The sequence below is a fragment of the bacterium genome, from assembly GCA_021372615.1.
In the GTDB taxonomy this organism is placed as follows: domain Bacteria; phylum Armatimonadota; class Zipacnadia; order Zipacnadales; family UBA11051; genus JAJFUB01.
The window spans coordinates 1-19,109 of the sequence record JAJFUB010000040.1; the positions used below are offsets into that span (position 1 = coordinate 1).

A 19,109-nucleotide genomic window follows, 5' to 3' on the forward strand; every position below is an offset into this window, starting at 1 on the left:
GATCGGCACGGTCTGCTTGTCCTCGACCACGTAGTCCACGAACGCCTGCTGCAGGTACGTGTACAGGTCGGTCAGGTCGGGCGTCATGGGCTTCCAGCCCTTCTGACCGTACAGGTTGAACTGCCAGCCGGCGCTCATCCACGGCTGCTCGCCGACGATGAGGACGCAGTCGCGCCCGCTGTCGAAGCGCACGCGGGCTAGATTGCGCCCTTCCTGGCCGACGTTCATCACCGACACCGCCCGGTCGCCGAACACGCCATAGGCCATCGACAGCGCGTGGATGCCGTAGTAGACCAGATCGTTGCCGCAGCTCGAGGTCGCTACCCACACGTCGCCCCACTTGCCCTCTGCAACTTCCTGCTTCGTGTTCACGATGTCGGGGACGAAGCGCAGCGAGCTGGAGCACATGAACTTGCTGCCCGTCTCGTCCACGACCTTCTGGACCGCCAGCGCCTCCTTCGTCGTCATCGAGAGGGGCTTGTCGCAGAAGGTCGGCGTGCCGTTCCGCAGCGGGTAGAAGGCGTACTCGTACTGCCTGGCGGTGCCGTCATCCACGATGACGACAGCATCCACGTCATCACAGCAGGCTTCGGGCGTGTCGGTGACTTCGGGGATGCTGCACACCTCGGCGAGCATCTCGGCGGTGTTGCGCAGCGGGTCCCAGACCTTGGTGACCTGGCAGCCGGGGATGCGCTTGGTGGCGGCGGCGAAGGTGTACTTGTGCTCGGCATAGAGTTGCTGGCGCTTCCCATCGTCGAACCCGTTGTAGGTGCAGGCGAAGGCGGTGCCATGGAAGGAGCCGGGCGTCCGGGGGGCTTGCGGGTCCTTGTAGATGGGGCCGTAGCTGCCGGCGGAGACGAGACCGATGCGTAGCATGTGGAGACACTTCCTGTGAGTTGAGAGTTGGGAGTTCGGAGTTGAGAGTAACGGCGGTGGTCCGTCCCGGAGGGACGGTTCTGACGGGCGGGGGTTTCAACCCCCGACGACGGGTGGCCCGCCAGATCACACCGCCCCGTGACAGTACACGACCTGCACCGGCTCGTCCGTCGTGCGGCGAGCACAGTGCTCCACACCGCGACCGACGTAGACCGCCACGCCGGGTTCCAGCGGGATGACTTCGCCGCCCACCTTGATCTCCCCTACCCCGGAGATGACGAACACGGCCTCCTGGTCGGCATGGACCTGCGGCGTGCCGAACTCCGTGGCGGTGTAGCAGGCCCGACCGAGGTTGAACCCCGAGGTCGTCGGGATGGCCTCAGTGCCGATGAGGTCCTTGCTCCAGCGGTCGGGGAAAGGGCGCGGCTCGACGGAGCTCTCGTTGGTGCTCAGCATGGCGTACCTTCTTCTCAATATGCCCGTAGGCCCGCCTAGAGACCCAGCAACTGGGCGGCGTTGCCCGCGCCGATCTTCTCGACGTCATAGCCCAGATCCCGCAGGACCTCCATGCGGATGATCGCGGGCTCGGGGTAGCAGAACGGGATGCAGCTACCGAAGACGATGCGGTCGGCGCCGAGGGCCTCGACCAGCCGCTCCAGCTCCTTCGTATACACCACATCCGGGCGGCACATGTCCACCCAGGTGTTGGCCGGGAGGCCATCCCGCTTCGTAACCAGGTCGCTCCCGCCGACACCGGCGGCGTTGCTGACCAGGAACTTCGTGTTCGGGTGCGCCGCCGTCAGCGCCGCCACCTCATTGAGGTTCACGTCCGGCGTGTCCAGCAGCCAGTGACGCTGCCGGTAGTCCTCGACGCGCTGGGGGATGCTGACGACCATGCCCAGTTCTGCCGCGGCCTCGGCCAACGCGTGGCAGCAGCCATCGCTGAGCTTGTAGTTGTGCCACGACGGGTAGATGCGCACCCCCGGCGCCCCCATCGTCTCGCGGCACCACTGCAAGTCCTTCTCCCACGCCGCATAGGCCGGGTTGATGACGGCGAAGGGAATGAGCCGCTGTAGGGCGGGGGCTTGTACCCCGCCGCCGCTGTCGTTCCCCTCTCCGGAGCGAAGCGCAGCGGAGCGAGGGAGAGGGGTAGGGGTGAGGACGCCGTTGAGCGCCTCCCACATCTCCTCATTCCCCGCGTGGCAGTTCCGGTAGCAGATGGCGCTGGCGGACGACACGCAGGCCTGCGCGATGCCGGCGCGGTCCATCAGCGCCAGCAGCCCCTCAGGCGTGTTGTAGTGCAGCCGCCGCGCGGCGAAGTGACCCAGATAGGCATTGGTGTCAATCAGATGCATAGTGCGTGTCCTGTAGTGGCGCGATTCATCGCGCCCTAGCCTTCGCCCCAACCATGTGGGCGCGATAAATCGCGCCCTAGCCTTCGCCCCAACCATGTGGGCGCGATAGATCGCGCCCCTACGCTCTCCCCACCAGTCGCAGGAAGTTCCCCGAGGCGACCTGCTCGAGTTCGGCCAGCGACACCAGCCGCCCCAGCGCCTGCAGCTTGCCGACCGAACTGGCGATGCTGCTGTCCGTCGCAAACAGCAGGCGGTCCACGCCGACCGTGCGCAGGGCCAGCTCCATCATGCCCTCATCGTAGACGCTGCCGCTGATCTCCAGGTGCACCCCCGGGGCGTCGGCCAGCGTCTTGCAGCACCACTCCCAGTCGCCCCCGCCGCCGACATGGTCGGCGATCAGCTTGGCCTCCGGGTAGCGGCGCGAGACCTCGGCGATGTGCCCCGAGCTCGTCCGATTCGCCGGCCAGTTGGCCACCTGCGACGTCACCCGCTGCTGGTTGTTCACGATCCCCCAGCCCAGCTCGATGCAGCGCTCGATGACCGGGAAGTTGACCGGGTTGGTCAGCGTGTAGTCATCGAAGAGCTTGATGCCCACGAAGTTCGGGTGCTGGCGGCAGCGCTCGATCTCGGCGAGGGCCTCCCGGCAGTACCCGGGGTTCACATAGGCCCAGCCCCAGATGCGGTCGCCGCGACGCTCCATGAGATCAATGGTGCGGTCATTGGCCCGGCGGAACAGCTCGGGCGTGGCGGGCTTGGGGGTCATCACCATGCACACGAGGGTGTCCATCCCGAAGCGGTCGGCCGCAGCAAACACGGCTTCCTCGGTGGAGGGCCCGTCGGGGTTGTCGTAGCCGCTGGTGAAATGAACGTGCGTGTCTATGATGCGCATGGCCGTGAATGATGGATGATGAATGCGGAATGATGGATGCGCGATGACACGGTGTCTACTCCCATTCATCACTCATCATTCATCGTTCATCACTAGCTCCTTCCCACTAACCTCAGGTAGTTCCCGCTCCAGATCTTGGCCCTGTCGTCCTCGCTGATCTGCGCCGCTTTGATCTTCCCCACCCCGGCGCTCAGGCTGCCGTCGCAGGCGAAGACGAGGCGATCGGCCCCGACCTCCCGCACCGCCAACTCGATGGCGCCCTCGTCCACGACGCTGCCGCTGGTGTCGCAATGCAGCGACGGAGCCGTGGCCGCCTGCTTGACGGTCCACTCCCAGTCCCCACCGCCGCAGATGTGCCCGAGGATGATCTTGGCCTCGGGGTAGGCGTTGGCCATGCGGCTCAGGTGGCCCGCGTCGGAGATGTACGGCTGGCTGGCCATGGCGTCGGTGCAATGGCCCTGGTGCTCGAGGATGACGCAGTCCAGCTCGAGGCACTTCTCGATGATCGGCCGCAGCACCGGGTCGTCGAAGAAGTACTCGTTATACAGCTTCACGCCCACCATGTCCTCGATCTGCAGGCAGCGCTCGATTTCTGCGAGGGCCTCGGGGGTGTAGCCGGGGTTCACATAGCAGTAGCCCCAGATGCGCCCGGGGAACTCGCGCATGGCCGCGATGAGGCGATCATTGGCGGTGCGGAAGGTCTCGGGCGTCGAGGGCCGCGGGGCCAGGCAGGAACAGACGAAGACATCAATGCCCAGGCGGTCCCCCAGTTCAATCTGGGCGGCGTCGCGGGTTTCGGTGAAGCTGAGGCTGAAGTCGGACGGCCAGCTCACGTGCGCGTGGGCGTCAATAACCATGGGTGGACTCCTGGCCCAAACAGAGGCAGCGGACGAGGTCGGGCGAATGACCGATCTCAGGCGCCCCCGCAGAACCAGTTCAGGTAGTTGCGCTGGAAGACATCTTCAGGCTTGGTCAGGTACATGATGCCATCCACGATGCCCGCGATGGCGACGAAGGGGCTGAGGATGCCGCAACTGAGGATGCTGACCAGCAGGTAGATCAGCGCCAGCTTGGTGTTGCCCAGGTAGAAATGGTGGATGCCGAGCGTACCCAGCAGGATCGCCAGGATGCCGGCCACCATCTTGTCCTTGGGCGCCGCGGCGCCGGGGGTCGCCGCGCCATAGCCGGGCGTCGGGGTGACGAAGGGCACGCTGCCGGCGGCGGGCTTGTCCGCCGCGAACTCCGGGATCATGTCCAGGGACAGCCAGTTCGGGTCGCCCTCGCGGTTGAGCTTCTCATCCGGCGCGACCTGACCCGCCCGGATCCACTCTCGCACCTGCTCCTCGGGGTAGGGGCCGTTCGCGACGCCGTTGCGCAGTAGGTACCAGTTTGCCATCTTCCGTCCCTCCAGCACTCGGTGATCGAGTTTGCTTTTCCCTGTCCCGCACAGAACACCTCCTGCAGGTCCGTGGCTTTGTGCGGGGAATATGGGGTGCATGACGGGGGATCGCCCAGCGCGGAAGGTCACCGGACATCGTGCGCGGCAGAGAGCACCGATGAGGATCTACACCTGGTTCTATCCCGATGCAGTGCAACTGGCGCGCCCCGAGTACGTGGCGGACATCGTGGCGCGGCTGAAGCGCCTGCGCGCCACCGGCCTGTACTGCATGGCCGATGAGGGGGACGTGTTGCGCAACACCGCACCGTGGCGCGCGTTCGTCGCCCGCTGCCACGACGAGGGCCTCGATTGCCAGCTCGGCTTCCTGCCCTTCTCCGAGCCCCCCGACCCCACCCCCGAGATGCTGCGGCGGCGCTACACGTATCTGCAGGACGGCGAGCTCAAGTACCGCGGGCTGTGCCCGGCGTGGCCCGAGAACCGGATGCTGGCGGCCCATCGGGCCACCCAGCTTCTGGACGCCCTGCAGCCGCCGGCCCTGCACCTGGACTTCATGCGCTACTACTTCGCCAACAACCCGATCTTCGGCGTGAACCTGGAGTGGGAGGACGGGCGCAAGTGGCTGGACACGTACTTCCATTGCGACTGCCCGCTGTGCCAGACCGAGCGTCTGGAGCTGCTGGGCCGTGAGGCCACCACCTACGACCGCCAACACCCCGCCTTCATCTTCAAGCGCATCCAGCAGCGCGGCCAGCATGTCGAGGAGGTGCTGCGGGCCCTGCGGCGTCTGACGACCCAGCACGACATGCGCCTCACCGTCGCGGTTCGCGTCCAGGTCTTCAACCGCGCCCTGATCGAGGGCCAGGACTGGCCGCGTTGGTGTGAGGAGGGCCTGGTGGATGCCGTCTCGCCGATGAACTATGCCACCGACCTGGCGACCGTGGAGCACCGCTTCCAGGAGAACCAGCGGCTGCTGCGCCAGACACGGGTCGAGGTGCTGGAGGGCCTGGCGCGCCGCAGTAGCGCCGGGGGGAACACGCCCGAGCAACTCCTGGCCCAGGCCCAGCGGGTCGTCGAGCTGGGGGCAGACGGGGTGGCGCTCTTCCACCTGGGAGTGCTGGACGAGGAAGACTTCAGGCTGTGGGAAGCGCTGTGACGCCCCGGAGACCAGGGCCATGACCGCCACCATGCGACAACCGGCCGCCGAGACTGAGCGCGCCCCGCTGCTGGAGCTGCGCCACCTGACCAAGACGTTCGGCGGCCTGCGCGCGGTGGATGATGTGACCCTCGGGGTGCCCCCGGCGCATGTCTTCGGCCTGATCGGGCCCAATGGCGCCGGGAAGACGACGCTGTTCAATGTCGTCTCCGGCCTGTACGCGGCGACGGCGGGAGAGATCCTGCTGGACGGCAAGCGCCTGACCGGCCTGCCTCAGCACGCCATCGCTGCCCGGGGCGTGGCCCGCACCTTCCAGAACCTGCAGGTCTTCGGCGGCATGACCGTACTGGAGAACGTGCTGGTGGGATGCCACCGGCACGGTTCCCAGGGCGTCGTGTCGGCGCTGCTGCACCTGCCCGCCCTGCAGCGCGAGGAGCGGCGGCTGCGCGAGCAGGCCGATGAGGTACTGCAGTTCGTGGGCCTGTCCGACCATGCCGCCGACCAGGCGGCGGCTCTGCCGCCGGGGCAGCAGCGACTGGTGGAGATCGCCCGGGCGCTCGCGGCCCGGCCGTGCCTGCTGCTGCTCGATGAGCCGGCCGCGGGCCTCACGACTCACGAGACGGAAGTGTTGGGCGAGCTGATCGGCCGCATCGCCGCCACCGGGCTGACCACGGTGCTGATCGAGCATGACATGAGCCTGGTGATGGATGTCTGCAGCCTCGTGGCCGTACTGGACCAGGGCAAGCTGCTGGTGGTGGACGAGCCCCGGGCCATCCAGGCCAACCCCCAGGTGGTTGCCGCGTACCTGGGCGACGAGGAGTAGCGGCGCGATTCATCGCGCCGGAGGGACACGTACCCGAGATGGCCTCGCGGAGCCGTATGGGTACGCGACGGACATGGGCGCGATGAATCGCGCCGCTACACGCCATGACCAACAGCCTGCTGCTCACCTTATCCGGCCTCAACGTCTACTACGGGCGCCTGCACGTGCTCAAGGGCGTGTCGCTGCACGTCAACGAGGGTGAGGTCGTGGCGCTGCTGGGGGCCAACGGCGCGGGGAAGACGACGGCCCTGCGGGCCATCAGTGGTCTGCTGCGCCCCGCCAGCGGCACCCTGACTTTCGCCGGCCAGAGGATCGCGGGGCACAGCCCCGAGCGTCTGGTGCGGCTGGGCATCACCCAGGTGCCCGAGGGGCGACAGGTGTTCGGCCCGCTGTCGGTGCAGGATAACCTGCTGCTCGGGGCGTACACGCGCCTGCGCCGGATGCCGACGCGCGAACTGCAGTCCGACCTGGAGCGCATCTTCGAGCTGTTCCCGCCGCTGCGTGACAGCCGCCTGCGCCGCGCCGGCAGCCTCTCGGGCGGCCAGCAGCAGATGCTGGCGATGGGCCGGGCGCTCATGGCCCGCCCGCGGCTGCTGCTGCTGGATGAGCCCTGCCTCGGCCTCGCCCCGCTGGTCTCCCGCCAGATCATGCAGACGATCGTGCGCCTGCGCGAGGAGGGGACCACGATCCTCCTCGTCGAGCAGAACGCGCGTGCCGCGCTCCGCATCGCCGACCGCGGCTATGTCATGGAGACCGGCAAGCTGGTCCTGGAGGGGTCGGCCGAGGAACTCATGCGCAACAAGGACGTCCGCCGGGCGTATCTGGGGAAGGACTACGAAGAGGTCTAGGCCCCGCGTGGGCGCGCGTGAGGACACGCGCGCCCACGCGGCACTTGTCGCTTCCCGATTCCCGGGTCCCGAGGTCCCGCCATGGCCATCTACAACCCGCGCTATGAGAGCATGAACCGCGAGGAGCTGCTGCAACTCCAGCTCGAGCGGCTGCAGGCCACCGTCAACCGCTGCTACAAGAACGTCCCCTTCTACCGGCGCCGGCTGGATGACCTGGGCATCGAGCCCGAGGGGCTCCAGAGCCTCGACGACCTCCGCGCCCTGCCCTTCACGACCAAGGCCGACCTGCGCCAGGCCTACCCGTACGACCTGGTGGCCGTGCCGCTGCGCGAGGTTGTGCGGTTCCACCTGTCGTCGGGCAGCACCGGCTCCCCGACCGTCATCGCCTACACCGCCAACGACCTGAAGCACTGGACGGAGCTGGTGGCGCGCAACTTCGCGGCCGGGGAGATCACGCGCGAGGACGTCGTGCAGATCTTCTTCGGCTACGGGCTCTTCTCGGGCGGCTTCGGCCTGCACCAGGGCGCCGAGGCCATCGGGGCCTCGGTCTTGCCCGTGTCCGAGGCCGAGCTGCCCCAGCAGGTGAAGATCATGCAGGATTTCCGTAGCACCGCGCTGGTGGGCATGCCCAGCTACGCCCTCGCCATCGCGGGCGCGATGGAGCAGATGGGGATCGAGGCGAACTCGCTCAGCTTGCGGGTGGGCCTGTTCGGGGCGGAGCCGTGGAGCGAGGAGCGGCGCGCGGAGATCGAGCAGCGCCTGTACATCCGCGCGTACGACATCTACGGCCTGGCGGAGATGGGCGGCCCCGGGGTGGCCGGAGAGTGCCCCGAGCGCAATGGCCTGCACCTGGCGGAGGATCACTACCTGGTCGAGGTGCTGGACCCCGACACCGGCGAGCCGGTGCCCGAGGGCTGCGAAGGGGAGCTGGTCTTCACCACCCTGACCAAGGAGGCGCTGCCGCTCATCCGCTACCGCTCGCGCGACCTGGCTTCCCTGGACACGCGGCCCTGCCCGTGCGGGCGGACCACCGCGCGCATGTCCCGCGTCTTCCGCCGCACCGATGACATGGTCATCATCCACGGCATGAACCTGTTCCCCGCCGACGTGGCGCGGGTGCTGACGGACTTCCGCGAAGTCAGTCCGCACTTCCAGCTCGTCGTGGAGCACCCCGGTGCGCTGGACGAACTCAACGTCCGGCTGGAGCTGGCGGGCCTGCCCAGTGACATCAGCGAGCGGGTGTTCCGCGTGCGGGACACGATCGCCCAGCGCCTGCGGCAGGAGTTGGGGGTGGACCTACGGGTAACGCTGCTGGAACCGCGCAGCCTCAGCGGCCAGTCCGGCAAGTACCCGCGGGTGGTGGACCAGCGGAAAGTCTAGGGCCGCAACCGTTCCCCCTCCCTGTGAGACGCGCAGCGTCTCCGGAGGGGGCAGGGGGTAGGCAGCCGTGGCCGGTTCCCTACGACGCCCTACCCCCGCTGCTGCGCAGCGACCCCTCCCTGAAGGGAGGGGTTGGCGGTAGGCAGCCGTTGCCGTTCCCCACAGCCTCCTCCCCCCCGCTCCTTCGCCTCTACACTACCCGGTTGACCGGCGGCTCGCCGGCCAGGATGTTGACGATGTTCACGCAGGTGTCGCGGCGCACGTCCTCCACTGCCTCCTCGGAGTAGAAGGCGACATGGGGCGTGAGGATGACGTGCGGGAAGCTGCGGAGGGGGTGGTCCATGGGCAGCGGTTCCTGCTCGTGGACATCCAGCCCGGCGCCGGCGAGGGCCCCCGCCTGCAGCGCCGCCACGAGCGCCTCGGTGTCCACGACCGAACCTCGGCAGGTGTTCACCAGATAGGCCGTCGGCTTCATCAGACCCAGCGTCCGAGCATTGATGAGGTGGTGGGTCTCGTCGGTCCCCGGCACGTGCAGGTCCACGACGTCGGACCGCTGGAGCAACTCGTCCAGAGAGACCAACTCGACCGGCCGGCCGTCTACGGCTACATCGCTGGCGTAGGCATCGAAGCCGATGACTTCCTTGAAGAACGGGCGGGTGCGCTGCACGACCGCGCGGCCGATGCCGCCCATGCCGATGACGCCGAGGGTCAGTTGGTTCAGGCGGCGGACGGGCACGAGGTAGTCACTCGACCATTCGCCCGCGCGCACCTTGTCGGTGGTGAAGACCAGCTTGCGGACGAGGGCCAGGATGAGCGCGGCGGCGTGGTCGGCGACCTCGTCGGTGCAGTACTTGGGGGAGTTGGTGACGGCGATCCCGCGCTGCCGGCAGTAGTCCAGGTCAATGTTGTCCACGCCGATGCCGTTGCGGGACACGACCTTGAGGTTCGGGCATGCGTCGATGACCGCCGGGGTGACCGGGGCCCACTGCGTGATGATGGCGATGGGGTCCACGCCGGCGACGGCAGCAAGCACTTCGTCTTCAGTGGTAGTCTGCGCCCGGACGAGGCTGAGGCCGGCCTGCGCCAGGATACTCTCTTCGACATCCAGCTCCTCGGCAATGGTGTAGTCCGTGATGAAAACCTTGGGCATGACTCTCTGTCTCCTGACTCGCAAGAATCGGGACAGACACGTTCCGCCACACCACGTCTCTTCAGCGAGACGTCTCGTGGAGAATCGTGTCTGTCCCGGTTCTGAGTTCTAGCGTTGGTACGTCCCGACGAGTTCCGTCTCCGCGATGATATGTCCTTTCGCCGCCGCGCGCAACTGTCTCTTGTCCACGTTCGCGCCCAGGCCGCTCCTGGCGTCCAGCGCCATCAGACGGAACCGATAATGGTGCACCTTCCCCGGTGGCGGCGCGGGGCCGCGATACCCCGCCTGGCCAAAGTCGTTGCGGCCCTGTGTGAAGCCCGGCTCCGTGGGGTTCACCCCCTGCTTGAGGGCGGTCGTGGTCGGCGGCAGGCCATACACTACCCAGTGGACGAAGTCGCCGGTGGGCGCATCGGGGTCCTCACAGATCAGCGCCAGCTCGACGGCGCCCGACGGAACACCCGTCCACGCCAGCGGGGGCGACTGGTCGGCGCCGTCGCCGGTATGTTGAGCGGGGATGGCTTGCCCATCGGCAAAGGCGGTGCTCGTGAGCGAGAAGCCCATGGTGGAGCCCTCCTTGGCTTGCGTCGGAGTGGCCTGCTCGGGCGCGGTGGCCGGCGCTGAGGGCTGCCGGCAGCCACAGGCCCCGAGTAGACAGAACGCCAAGAGGATGGGCGTTGGTTTCACAGTGTCTCTCTCCCTGTGCGGAGGGTGTCCGCCACCGTTGCGCGCGTGGGGACACGCGCGCCCACGCGCCCCCCGCCGGTAGTGCGGGCCGTCGTCTCGTAGTGCGGATCCTCGGCCGGTAGTGCGGGCTTCCAGCCCGCCAAGGCCACACGGCCCCACCTGGGGCGGGCTGGAAGCCCGCACTACCCCCCCAAGAGGGGGCTGCCCTACCGTGTTCCCGTGCTCCCGTGCTCCCGTGTTCCCGCCTCACTGTTCCCGCCTCACTGTTCCCGCCGTCGCCGTTCACGGCCTCTCCTTCCCCCGGTACCGCGCCGTCACCTCATTGCACGTGGGCAGGAGGCCGTACAACTCCGGCCGGCGGTTGGCCAGCATCATGTCGCGCCAGCCCCACTGCTGGTCGGGCATGTTGTCGCTGAAGTATGACGGGATACCGGCCGTGCCGGGCGTGGCCTGCTGCGCCTTGTGCCCCGAGTAGTACACCCGCGGCCGATCCAGGGGGATGTCGTAGCTGATGATGCCCTCCTCCGCGAAGGTGGAGGCGGCCATGACCTGCCCGTACGGGTCAATGATGAGGCTGCGCAACGACGGGTCGGAGGTGGGCCAGTGGGCGCAGGCGAGCCACACGCCGTTGTCAATGGCCCGCGCCCGTAGCATCGTCTCATTGGTGCGGCCCGACGCGCCCCACATCTGGCTGGCGTCAATGATGATCTCGGCGCCCAGCAGCGTCAGCGTGCGGTCGAACTCCGGGATGTACAGGTCGCCGCACTCGTGTGACCCCACGCGCCCGAAGTCTGTGTCGAACACCTTGATCTCCGGGTAGCCGCGCGGCCAGTACAGCGCCTGCGCGTAGATCTCCTGCCCCTGCCGGTCCCACACGCGCAGGTAGCTGACTTGCTCGCCCTCCCCGATGCCGCCGATGGCCACGTACGCGCCCAGTTGCTTCGCCAGCGCGGCGACGTCCCCCATGACCTGCCGCGTCGTCGCATCCTCGACCTTGGTGCTCATCTCGGACAGCAACACGAGGTCCGGCTTCAGCGGCGTGGCCTTTGCGATGAGCGCCAGCATCCGCTCCGGCTTCTTGCCCTGCTGCCACGAGTCCTGGCGCGGCAGCCACGCGACCGCCAGGCGGCAGGTGCGCTTGGCGTAGGCCGGCAGCTTTGGCTTCACATACGGCTGCGCCACCGGCGCGAACGCCGCCCGGTCTCCGTAGTTGTTGACGAAGAAGATGTTCTCCGCCTCGTACGCCGGTTGGTAGACCTCCACCTTGCGCTTGTCCAGGTCTACGGTCGCGGTCGCCACGCCGTCCTCGTAGCCCGTGTCGGCGATGGGGCAGCCGACGCGGTTGAGCACCATGCTCCGCCCCCACGCCGCCCCGGGCATGCCCATGTCCCAGCTATTGGTGATGTACGTGCGCGGGTCGGCGTACGTCGCGGCCACCATGTGGCAGTGGCTATCGAGGCAACGGGCCATGAGCAGCGGCTCGTGGCCGCTGTAGTCGCGCACGCGCTCGGGGGCGTCGTGCCACACCAGCACATCGGCGCCCTGCATCGCCAGCACGCTATAGGGCTCGAAGAAGGCGAAGTCGGTCGTGATGGTCAGGCCGACCTTGCCGAAGTCGGTGGCGAACACCGGCAGCTCGTCGCCAAGAGCCAGGTCAGCGGGGTCATCGGCCAGGCGGTGGGTCTTGCGGTACTTGCCCACGAGCTTCCCGCCCCGGTCCAACAGGAACGAGGTGTAGTAGAGCTTGCCGCCGGCCCGCTCGGCCAGTGACACCGCCAGGTACGTCTTGCGGCCGGCGGCGAACTCGGCGAAGGGCTTCAGGCTCCGGGCCGCCCCTCGCTCCGTCACCGAAAGGAACGGCAGGTGCGGCAGCACCACCAGGTCCGTCCGCCTGGGGACCTGCTGCAGGGCCTGGAGCACGTACTCCCTTGTCTGGTACTGCTTACCATCGAGCAGGCAGACGGAGGACAGGACGACGATCCGCTTGGCGGGCGCGGCGGAAGCAGCCATGGCGAGAACTCCTGAGAGCAGAAACAGATGGCGGAGGCCCATGGGGCGACCCTCCGAGGGGGTGATGGTCGTAAACGACCCGGCGTGAATTTCCTTGCCCCGGGGAGAAGGTCCTGCCGCGTGGCCGGCGAATTCCGCCCATGCCCGGGGCACCAAGCTGTCTCCCGGAGGCTTCATGAGTCTCGCTACTCGCCTGATCGGGTTGTTGCGCGAGCAGTCTGCTTCCCTCCACGAGCACCCGGCTTTCGCCGAGCAGGCGCAGGTCGTGTCAGTGGCGCTCGTTGGCTCATTGGCGCGTGACGACTTCCGCCAGGGCGGCAGCGACGTGGACCTGATGGTAGTGCACACCCTCGGCGACAAGCCCGCGGCCGAGGTGGGGGCCACGCAGCCGCTGCGCCGTCTGGTGCAGCACTGTGGCGAGCCGCTGCTGCACCTCGGAGCCGGCACCGGTGTGCAGAAGCCGTTCGTGGTAGACTGTCACTTTGTGGACAGCCTCATTCTGGCCACGCAGCCGCGCTGGGCCGAGCCTTCCCAGTTCACACTGGCGCTCGCCCGACGCGAGATCTACCTGTGGCTCTACGCCTTCGATCTCGTCCAGTATGCCATGCCGCTCTTCGGCCCCAGCCCCGCCCTCGGCGTCCGCGTCCATGAGCCGGTCGCGTACGTGGGCGTCGTGCGACGGCAGTTGCATGATGACCTGCAGACCCTGGCCGCCGGGCCGCAGGAGCCCAGACCCGAGCTGGTGGACCGCTGGAAACTTCTGGCCGGGCGGGTGATGACGGCCCTGGCGCTGACGCGAGGCGGTCGGAGTCTGAAGAAGAACGCCGTCTACCGGGACTTCAACCTGCTGGCCCCCGGCTTCCCGGGCAAGGCCTTCGCCGCCTCGCTCTGGGCCGAGTACCTGTATGGCTCGGTCTTCCAGGACCGTGTCGAATGGCTGCGGCGCTGCCGCCGCTTCTGCGAGGGTGCGGTCGAGGTACTCTGAGGACGCGCGGGGGTCTGTCCCCGCAGGCTCGGCGCAGCCGGGCCGCAGGGGGCTGACCCCACAGACGATCTGCCGACGAGGCACCGACGGGGTCTGTCCCCGGAGCGGGCGGCAATGCCGCTCGCTCCGGGGACAGACCCCTCCAGACTGGATAACCCATGGACCTGATCGGTTACGGGCTGGCGACGCTGGCCCTTGTTTTCTTTGGGCTGTACATGGTGCCCCGCAAGCTCACGGGCTTCGGCGACCGCCCGTTCGTGCTCAGCATGACCCTCGGCATTGTCCTGAGTACGACCCTCCCCCTCCTGCTGGTGCACCACACGCTGCTGCCCGCGCGCGGCCCCGGTGTCTGGCTGGCCCTCGCTTGCGGTCCCCTGTGGTACCTGGGCGTGCTGCTCTACAGCATCTCCGTGTCCGAGATGGGCCTGACGCTGTCGACGCCGATCAAGAACACCACGGCGGTACTGGGCACGCTGGCCGGCCTGATCGTGTTCGCCGAATGGCGTGAGACCCGGCCGGTGGAGGCGCTCGTGGGGTCGGTGCTGGTGGTCGCCTCCGCGGTCATCATCGGGCGCACGGGGGAAAACGACTGCCGTCGCAGTTGCCTGACCCTCAAGGGCACAGGCGCCGCTATCGGCGCCGCGGTGTGCTTCGCTGCCTACGCCGTGCCGCTGAAGGCCGCCCAGCGTGCCGGGCTGGACACGGTCACACTGGTGGCGGTGACAGGCTGGAGCATCCTGCCCACGGCCCTCCTGGCCCTGGCGGTCATGGACCGCGACTGGCGCGGCTGGTGGCGTACGCCGCTGCGTGAGCACGGCTGGGCCGCCGTGTGCGGGGTGCTGTGGGTGCTGGGCACGGTCACCATGGCCGAGGCCATCCGCCGCATCGGCCTGGCCATCACGTGGCCTTTCACGAATCTCAATACCATTGTCACGGTCGCCTGTGGTATCCTGCTGTTCCATGAGGTCAGCGTGCGCAAGTTCTGGAAGGTGTTGCTGCTGGGGTTGGCGACCGGCATAGCAGGGGTGGCGCTACTGGGGCTGGCGCGGCTGTGAGCTGTCGCCGGAGGGATATCCTCGCTGTGGGGGCTCGCGGGGGTGCGACCATGGACGCTGCAGACGCAGAACAACACTGGACAAGCATCTGAAGCTATAATCACGGAAGTGGCAGCGATGGCAGCAAGCAAGCAGTGCTCCAAGTGCGGCGAGGGTTACGACTACGATCTGAAGGCCTGTCCGGGGTGCGGTTACCAGGGGTACAAGATCATCACGGTGGGGGAGAGCTTGGTGTCGACTCCGCTCGCCGGCCCCCCCGGCGGAGAACCGACGGCGGCGGCCCCGCCGGTGGCGCGGCGGCCACAGCTCCAGGCGCAGCGTCTCTTCGCCTGGCTCGCCGCGGCCCTGATGATCGTCTCGCTCTTCATGGTCTGGGTGCAAGCCTCGGTTGTGGCAGCCACCTACCTCAAGATCTGTGAGATGGTGGCGAACAACCTCAACGATGCCGTGGACATGGCAGGGGTGCGCGTTCTGGGCGTGTTCATCCCCGCGCTGGCGGCCCTCGGGCTGCTGAGCGGGGCCATTGGCACTAGCCACGATCGGTCGGCCGGCAGCGGCTTCGTCGGTGTGCTGGGGTCAGGACTGCTGGCGACGCTCGCGGCGTGGCAGATATCCGACTACGTAGGGCGTAGTGGCGCTGGTTTCGTGGACCTGAGCGGTGCGCTGGGGGCGGGCTTCCAGCTCTACACCGGCGCCGCGATAGCTGCCGTGCTGGTGGGTATCTGGGGAGTGCTCTCCTCCCCCAACGCCATCGCAACTGAGGGCGTCCCATCGGCCGCGACGGCGTTCGGTGGGTTTGTGGGCTTCGCGCAGGAGCATCGAGGTGTGTTCGTGGCGGTCGGCATCGCCTGCGTTCTGGTGGGCGCCGGCATCGGGCTGTACCCGAGGTTCCAGGAGGCCCGTGAGAAGGCGCAGACCCTCGCCTGCAGCTCCAACGCGAAGCAGATCGGCCTCGCAGTACTGCAATACACTCAGGACTTCGATGGGAAGATGCCCATTGAGGGCAACTGGTGCGAGGCCATCTACCCTTACACCATGAATGCCGAGATCCTGGTCTGCCCGGCGTTGCGCAAGAGCAAGTCCGGCTACGCGATGAACCGGAACACACAGGGCGCGCCAACGGCCGACCTGGCCCTGGGCTCCGCCCTGGTGTTTGAGTACTCCGGTGGCTGGAACGGTTGGGGCGTACCGAGCCAGGACCTCGCCTACCGGCACAAGGGCAGCGCGTGGTACGTGGCGAACGACGGCCACGCGGCCATGGTCTCGCCTGGGGGCGACCTGCTCTCCCTGGACGGGCCTGACCTGCGACAGACGGCGGCTGAGGGGGACACAGGCGTGGGCCCAGACGCCCCGGCGGAGCCTGACGACACCGACGTGGGCGTGCTCGTCCCATACGACGGTGGCGATGGTTTCACGGTACTCCGACCCGATGGCTGGGAGCCGGAGCGGACGTCACAGCAGAACCTGAGCACCGTGGAGTTCAAGAACCAGCGCGGCGTAGTCCAGTGCAAAGTGCAATGGTCCCCGCAACCAGCCAGCGAGTCCCTGGACGCCTACCCGCTCCGGACCGAGACGAACTGGCGGAAGGGTGGGCGACCCTATCAGCGCGTTGCTCTGGCCCCGGTGTCCGTCAGCGGTCGCGATGGGCTGCGCTGGGAGTTCGTGCGTGAGGTGGACGGCCAGATGATGCATACGCTCGACGTCTTCGTGAACTGCGACGGCATGGGTTACGCCATCTGGTTTCGCGCGCCGGAGTCCGAATGGTATAGCTGGGGGCCGATGGCTGACAAGATCGTGACCAGCTTCCAGCTCCAGTGAACCGGGGGTGCGTCTGACCCTCGCCGGCAACTGACGCCGCCGCAGTCTGGCCGGCCGAACTGTTGGCGCCCGAGCGCTAACCACTGCCGTACGAGCGGCCATTGACCGCGAACATGCCGTCAAACGAAGTGAAATGAGGCAACCGTCGTGAACGTCGTCGTGATCGTCCTGGATAGCCTCCGGCCCGACAAGGTCGGCTGCTATGGCTCTTGTGTCCAGACCCCCGTCATTGACCGTCTGGCGTCTCAGGGGGTGCTGCTGGAACGCTGCTACGCGGAGTTCCCCAACACCATCCCGGCCCGCACCGCTCTCGTCAGCGGCATCTACACCTTCACCAACCGCCCGTGGAAGGAACTCGACCCCGGCGACCAGCACATCGCCGAGATCTTCCGCGACGGCGGCTACCGCACCGCCGCCTTCTCCGACACGCCCTTCAACAACGGCGCCCACATGGAGCGGGGCTTTGTGGACTTCGTCCACTTCCCCATGGGCAAGTGCCTGGCGCCGATAGACGACCAGCCGCTCCTGCCGCCTGACGATGCCTACTTCCCGCCCGGCTTCCCCGAAAAGGAGTACCTGTTCTACCCCAAGACCCGCGCCAACCGCGAGTACTGCATGGGCAAGTACGGCAAGTACCTGCCGGAGCTGATGACCGATGCCGTCAGCGAATGGCTGACGGAGCACCAGAGCGAGCGCTTCTTCCTGTGGGTGGACAGCTTCAACCCGCATGAGCCATGGGACGCCCCGGAGCCCTACCGCAGCATGTACGGCCCGGCCCGGGGCTATGAGGGCCGGTACCTGCCGATGCCGATGGGGCCGGACATGTCCTGGACGCAGCCGGGCGACCTGGAACACGTTCACGCCCTCGCCAACGCCTGCGCGACCGAGACCGACTTCTACGTGGGCCACATCCTGGACAAGCTCGACGAACTGGGGCTGGCCGAGGACACGCTGCTGGTGCTGCTGTCGGACCACGGGGTGCCGCTGGGCGAGCACGGCTCGATCCGCAAGTTCAACTACCCGCTCTACGAGGAGCTGTCGCACACCGTCTGCATGTTCCGGTGGCCGAAGCAGTTCGCCGCCGGCCGACGGGTGGCAGGGCTGACACAGAACCTCGACCTGCTCCCCACCCTCCTGTCGGCGGCGGGCCTCGAGGCGCCGGTCAATCCCGAGGGTCTCGATCTGCTGCCCCTGCTGCGCGGCGACGTGGACCGCGTCCGGGACGAGCTGTACCTGGGAGCCTTCAACTACAACGCGGGGGTCGTGACCGACGAGGGGTGGAAGTTCATAGACCACCGCGGGGAGCGCCCCAACGAGCTGTTCCATCTGCCGACCGACCCGCTGGAGCGGCGGAACGTGATCGCCGAGAACAGTATCCTGGCGGCGGACCTGTACCATCGGCTCTACGACTTCTACGAGCCCTGGCGCTGGAAGCGTTCCCGCCACCACAAGCGGTAGGTCGCGCCGCGGGGGCGTTCACGAGGCAGAAATGGTACGAGGGGGCCGTCGGAGGACGGCCCCCTCGTTGGTTGTGGCGGCCTGGCGAGTCGCGGCGGAGGGTAGTGAGTCGCGCCTCCGGCGCTCACGACACACGGAGGGGGGTGGGGGCACCGCCAGGACGGGCGCTACCGCGCCCGCCTAGCATGAGCCGCGCCTCCGGCGCTGCACGGCAGCGTCGCACGGCGACACAACGCATAGCGGGTGCCGCGTCCGCCCGAGCGCCGGAGGCGCGGCTCATGCTAGGCGGGGGCGGAAGCCCCCGTCACCGCGCGCCATCCCTTTCCCCCCACACCCGTCCGCCCGAGCGCCGGAGGCGCGACTCAACCTAGGCGGGGGCGGAAGCCCCCGTCACCGCGCGCCATCCTCTCCCCCCTCCCCAGCACCCGCCCCGTCCGAACGCCGGAGGCGCGACTCAACCCCAGTGCGCCTCATCGAACTCGATCCCCTGATCGCTCAGGAAGCGGCGCACCTCGTCGCGGAATGACTGCTCCTGGTGGTGGGCCTCCTGGTTCGCGATGTACGCACGGACTGTGGCCAACCCCCGCACGCCCACGCCGAAGGCCCCGTACCCCTTCTGCCACGAGAAGCCCCGCATGTCGGGGAAGGTGTCGTGTAGCCACCGCGACGAGTTCGCCTTGAGGTCGCGCACGAAGTCCTGGACAGCCTGCTGCCTGGGCAGGCTGGCGAGGATGTGGACATGATCGTGGGTGCCATTGATGAGCACGGGCGTGCCGCGCCGTGACCCGACCAGTGTGGCTATGTAGCGGTACAGAGGGGCGCGGGTGGCTTTGTACAACTCAGTGCTCTCTTGGCCGACGCCAAAGACGATGTGGAGGTAGACAGCAACGTAGGAATCGGGCATGACGAACCCCCGGTATGGAGAGTCGCGCCTCCGGCGCTCACGACACACCGAAGGAGGGAAGAAGGCGCGCCGGAGGACGGGCGCTACCGCGCCCGCCTAGCATGAGCCGCGCCTCCGGCGCTGTACGACACACACGACATGACAAGACAGCACCCACCACACACCGCACCACACGGCACCCCGTTGTGCACCGCACCCCCCTCGCGCGCACGCCCAACCCGAGCGCCGGTGGCGCGGCTCAAGCTAGGCGGGGGCGGAAGCCCCCGTCGCGGCCCGCGCCCCTCCTCATCCCCCTTGGGCGCACGCCCAACCCGAGCGCCGG

General features: G+C 67.9%; 18 protein-coding genes and 1 pseudogene. 8 read left to right on the forward strand and 11 right to left on the reverse strand.

Annotated elements, in window-relative coordinates:
- From LLH23_06420 to LLH23_06450, 7 genes and pseudogenes are all read right to left on the reverse strand, one after another.
- A partial coding sequence (locus LLH23_06420) for a Gfo/Idh/MocA family oxidoreductase (GenBank protein ID MCE5238110.1) occupies window positions 1–876 on the reverse strand: 876 nt, incomplete at its 3' end.
- 126 nt (window positions 877–1,002) lie between these two features.
- Window positions 1,003–1,332: a cupin domain-containing protein gene (locus LLH23_06425; GenBank protein ID MCE5238111.1), complete on the reverse strand. Its 330-nt coding sequence runs from the start codon at window positions 1,330–1,332 to the stop codon at window positions 1,003–1,005.
- Window positions 1,333–1,367: 35 nt separating this feature from the next.
- The gene (locus tag LLH23_06430; GenBank protein MCE5238112.1) at window positions 1,368–2,231 is read right to left on the reverse strand and encodes an amidohydrolase; all 864 of its coding nucleotides are present in this window, start codon (window positions 2,229–2,231) and stop codon (window positions 1,368–1,370) included.
- 118 nt (window positions 2,232–2,349) lie between these two features.
- A complete protein-coding gene (locus LLH23_06435; protein MCE5238113.1) occupies window positions 2,350–3,120 on the reverse strand; it encodes an amidohydrolase in 771 nt (256 codons plus the stop codon).
- 92 nt (window positions 3,121–3,212) lie between these two features.
- Window positions 3,213–3,977: an amidohydrolase family protein gene (locus LLH23_06440; GenBank protein MCE5238114.1), complete on the reverse strand. Its 765-nt coding sequence runs from the start codon at window positions 3,975–3,977 to the stop codon at window positions 3,213–3,215.
- Between the two features lie 56 nt (window positions 3,978–4,033).
- Window positions 4,034–4,261, reverse strand: a complete 228-nt coding sequence (locus LLH23_06445; protein MCE5238115.1) for a TM2 domain-containing protein — start codon at window positions 4,259–4,261, stop codon at window positions 4,034–4,036.
- A gap of 96 nt (window positions 4,262–4,357) precedes the next feature.
- Window positions 4,358–4,516: pseudogene (locus LLH23_06450) on the reverse strand (DUF4339 domain-containing protein).
- A 160-nt stretch (window positions 4,517–4,676) separates the two neighbouring features.
- Between LLH23_06450 and LLH23_06455 the strand changes: the two are divergent.
- From LLH23_06455 to LLH23_06470, 4 genes are all read left to right on the forward strand, one after another.
- Window positions 4,677–5,672: a hypothetical protein gene (locus tag LLH23_06455; protein ID MCE5238116.1), complete on the forward strand. Its 996-nt coding sequence runs from the start codon at window positions 4,677–4,679 to the stop codon at window positions 5,670–5,672.
- A gap of 19 nt (window positions 5,673–5,691) precedes the next feature.
- Entirely contained in the window at window positions 5,692–6,495 is an 804-nt protein-coding gene (locus LLH23_06460; GenBank protein MCE5238117.1) for an ABC transporter ATP-binding protein, read from the forward strand.
- Between the two features lie 119 nt (window positions 6,496–6,614).
- Complete coding sequence (locus LLH23_06465; GenBank protein ID MCE5238118.1) at window positions 6,615–7,343, forward strand: ABC transporter ATP-binding protein; 729 nt, start codon at window positions 6,615–6,617, stop codon at window positions 7,341–7,343.
- A gap of 81 nt (window positions 7,344–7,424) precedes the next feature.
- On the forward strand, window positions 7,425–8,723 hold the full coding sequence (locus LLH23_06470; protein ID MCE5238119.1) for a phenylacetate--CoA ligase: 1,299 nt from the start codon (window positions 7,425–7,427) through the stop codon (window positions 8,721–8,723).
- Window positions 8,724–8,913: 190 nt separating this feature from the next.
- On the opposite strand, the gene LLH23_06475 is transcribed toward LLH23_06470, so the two are convergent.
- From LLH23_06475 to LLH23_06485, 3 genes are all read right to left on the reverse strand, one after another.
- Window positions 8,914–9,873 carry a C-terminal binding protein gene (locus LLH23_06475; protein ID MCE5238120.1) on the reverse strand — a complete coding sequence of 320 codons (960 nt, stop codon included), beginning with the start codon at window positions 9,871–9,873 and terminating at the stop codon, window positions 8,914–8,916.
- 108 nt (window positions 9,874–9,981) lie between these two features.
- Window positions 9,982–10,434: a YbhB/YbcL family Raf kinase inhibitor-like protein gene (locus LLH23_06480; GenBank protein MCE5238121.1), complete on the reverse strand. Its 453-nt coding sequence runs from the start codon at window positions 10,432–10,434 to the stop codon at window positions 9,982–9,984.
- Between the two features lie 405 nt (window positions 10,435–10,839).
- Window positions 10,840–12,567: a carbon-nitrogen hydrolase family protein gene (locus LLH23_06485; GenBank protein MCE5238122.1), complete on the reverse strand. Its 1,728-nt coding sequence runs from the start codon at window positions 12,565–12,567 to the stop codon at window positions 10,840–10,842.
- 175 nt (window positions 12,568–12,742) lie between these two features.
- Here LLH23_06485 and LLH23_06490 point away from each other — a divergent pair, with 175 nt between their 5' ends.
- The 4 genes from LLH23_06490 (at window position 12,743) to LLH23_06505 (ending at window position 17,883) form a co-directional block, all read left to right on the forward strand.
- Entirely contained in the window at window positions 12,743–13,552 is an 810-nt protein-coding gene (locus LLH23_06490) for a nucleotidyltransferase domain-containing protein (protein MCE5238123.1), read from the forward strand.
- Window positions 13,553–13,710: 158 nt separating this feature from the next.
- Complete coding sequence (locus LLH23_06495) at window positions 13,711–14,607, forward strand: GRP family sugar transporter (GenBank protein MCE5238124.1); 897 nt, start codon at window positions 13,711–13,713, stop codon at window positions 14,605–14,607.
- Window positions 14,608–14,724: 117 nt separating this feature from the next.
- Window positions 14,725–16,425 (forward strand): hypothetical protein, encoded by a 1,701-nt coding sequence (locus LLH23_06500; protein ID MCE5238125.1) that lies wholly within the window; start codon window positions 14,725–14,727, stop codon window positions 16,423–16,425.
- A 147-nt stretch (window positions 16,426–16,572) separates the two neighbouring features.
- On the forward strand, window positions 16,573–17,883 hold the full coding sequence (locus LLH23_06505) for a sulfatase-like hydrolase/transferase (GenBank protein ID MCE5238126.1): 1,311 nt from the start codon (window positions 16,573–16,575) through the stop codon (window positions 17,881–17,883).
- 454 nt (window positions 17,884–18,337) lie between these two features.
- Here the strand turns inward: LLH23_06505 and LLH23_06510 are convergent, their stop codons facing one another.
- Complete coding sequence (locus LLH23_06510; GenBank protein ID MCE5238127.1) at window positions 18,338–18,787, reverse strand: transposase; 450 nt, start codon at window positions 18,785–18,787, stop codon at window positions 18,338–18,340.
- Window positions 18,788–19,109: the final 322 nt, after the last annotated feature.

Excerpts from the sequence above, each read along its gene's own strand:
- LLH23_06425 (MCE5238111.1), bottom strand. The coding sequence starts at position 1,332 with ATGCTGAGCACCAACGAGAGCTCCGTCGAGCCGCGCCCTTTCCCCGAC.
- LLH23_06430 (MCE5238112.1), bottom strand. The coding sequence starts at position 2,231 with ATGCATCTGATTGACACCAATGCCTATCTGGGTCACTTCGCCGCGCGG.
- LLH23_06435 (MCE5238113.1), bottom strand. The coding sequence starts at position 3,120 with ATGCGCATCATAGACACGCACGTTCATTTCACCAGCGGCTACGACAAC.
- LLH23_06440 (MCE5238114.1), bottom strand. The coding sequence starts at position 3,977 with ATGGTTATTGACGCCCACGCGCACGTGAGCTGGCCGTCCGACTTCAGC.
- LLH23_06445 (MCE5238115.1), bottom strand. The coding sequence starts at position 4,261 with ATGGTGGCCGGCATCCTGGCGATCCTGCTGGGTACGCTCGGCATCCAC.
- LLH23_06455 (MCE5238116.1), top strand. The coding sequence starts at position 4,677 with ATGAGGATCTACACCTGGTTCTATCCCGATGCAGTGCAACTGGCGCGC.
- LLH23_06460 (MCE5238117.1), top strand. The coding sequence starts at position 5,692 with ATGACCGCCACCATGCGACAACCGGCCGCCGAGACTGAGCGCGCCCCG.
- LLH23_06470 (MCE5238119.1), top strand. The coding sequence starts at position 7,425 with ATGGCCATCTACAACCCGCGCTATGAGAGCATGAACCGCGAGGAGCTG.
- LLH23_06475 (MCE5238120.1), bottom strand. The coding sequence starts at position 9,873 with ATGCCCAAGGTTTTCATCACGGACTACACCATTGCCGAGGAGCTGGAT.
- LLH23_06480 (MCE5238121.1), bottom strand. The coding sequence starts at position 10,434 with ATGGGCTTCTCGCTCACGAGCACCGCCTTTGCCGATGGGCAAGCCATC.
- LLH23_06485 (MCE5238122.1), bottom strand. The coding sequence starts at position 12,567 with ATGGCTGCTTCCGCCGCGCCCGCCAAGCGGATCGTCGTCCTGTCCTCC.
- LLH23_06490 (MCE5238123.1), top strand. The coding sequence starts at position 12,743 with ATGAGTCTCGCTACTCGCCTGATCGGGTTGTTGCGCGAGCAGTCTGCT.
- LLH23_06495 (MCE5238124.1), top strand. The coding sequence starts at position 13,711 with ATGGACCTGATCGGTTACGGGCTGGCGACGCTGGCCCTTGTTTTCTTT.
- LLH23_06500 (MCE5238125.1), top strand. The coding sequence starts at position 14,725 with ATGGCAGCAAGCAAGCAGTGCTCCAAGTGCGGCGAGGGTTACGACTAC.
- LLH23_06510 (MCE5238127.1), bottom strand. The coding sequence starts at position 18,787 with ATGCCCGATTCCTACGTTGCTGTCTACCTCCACATCGTCTTTGGCGTC.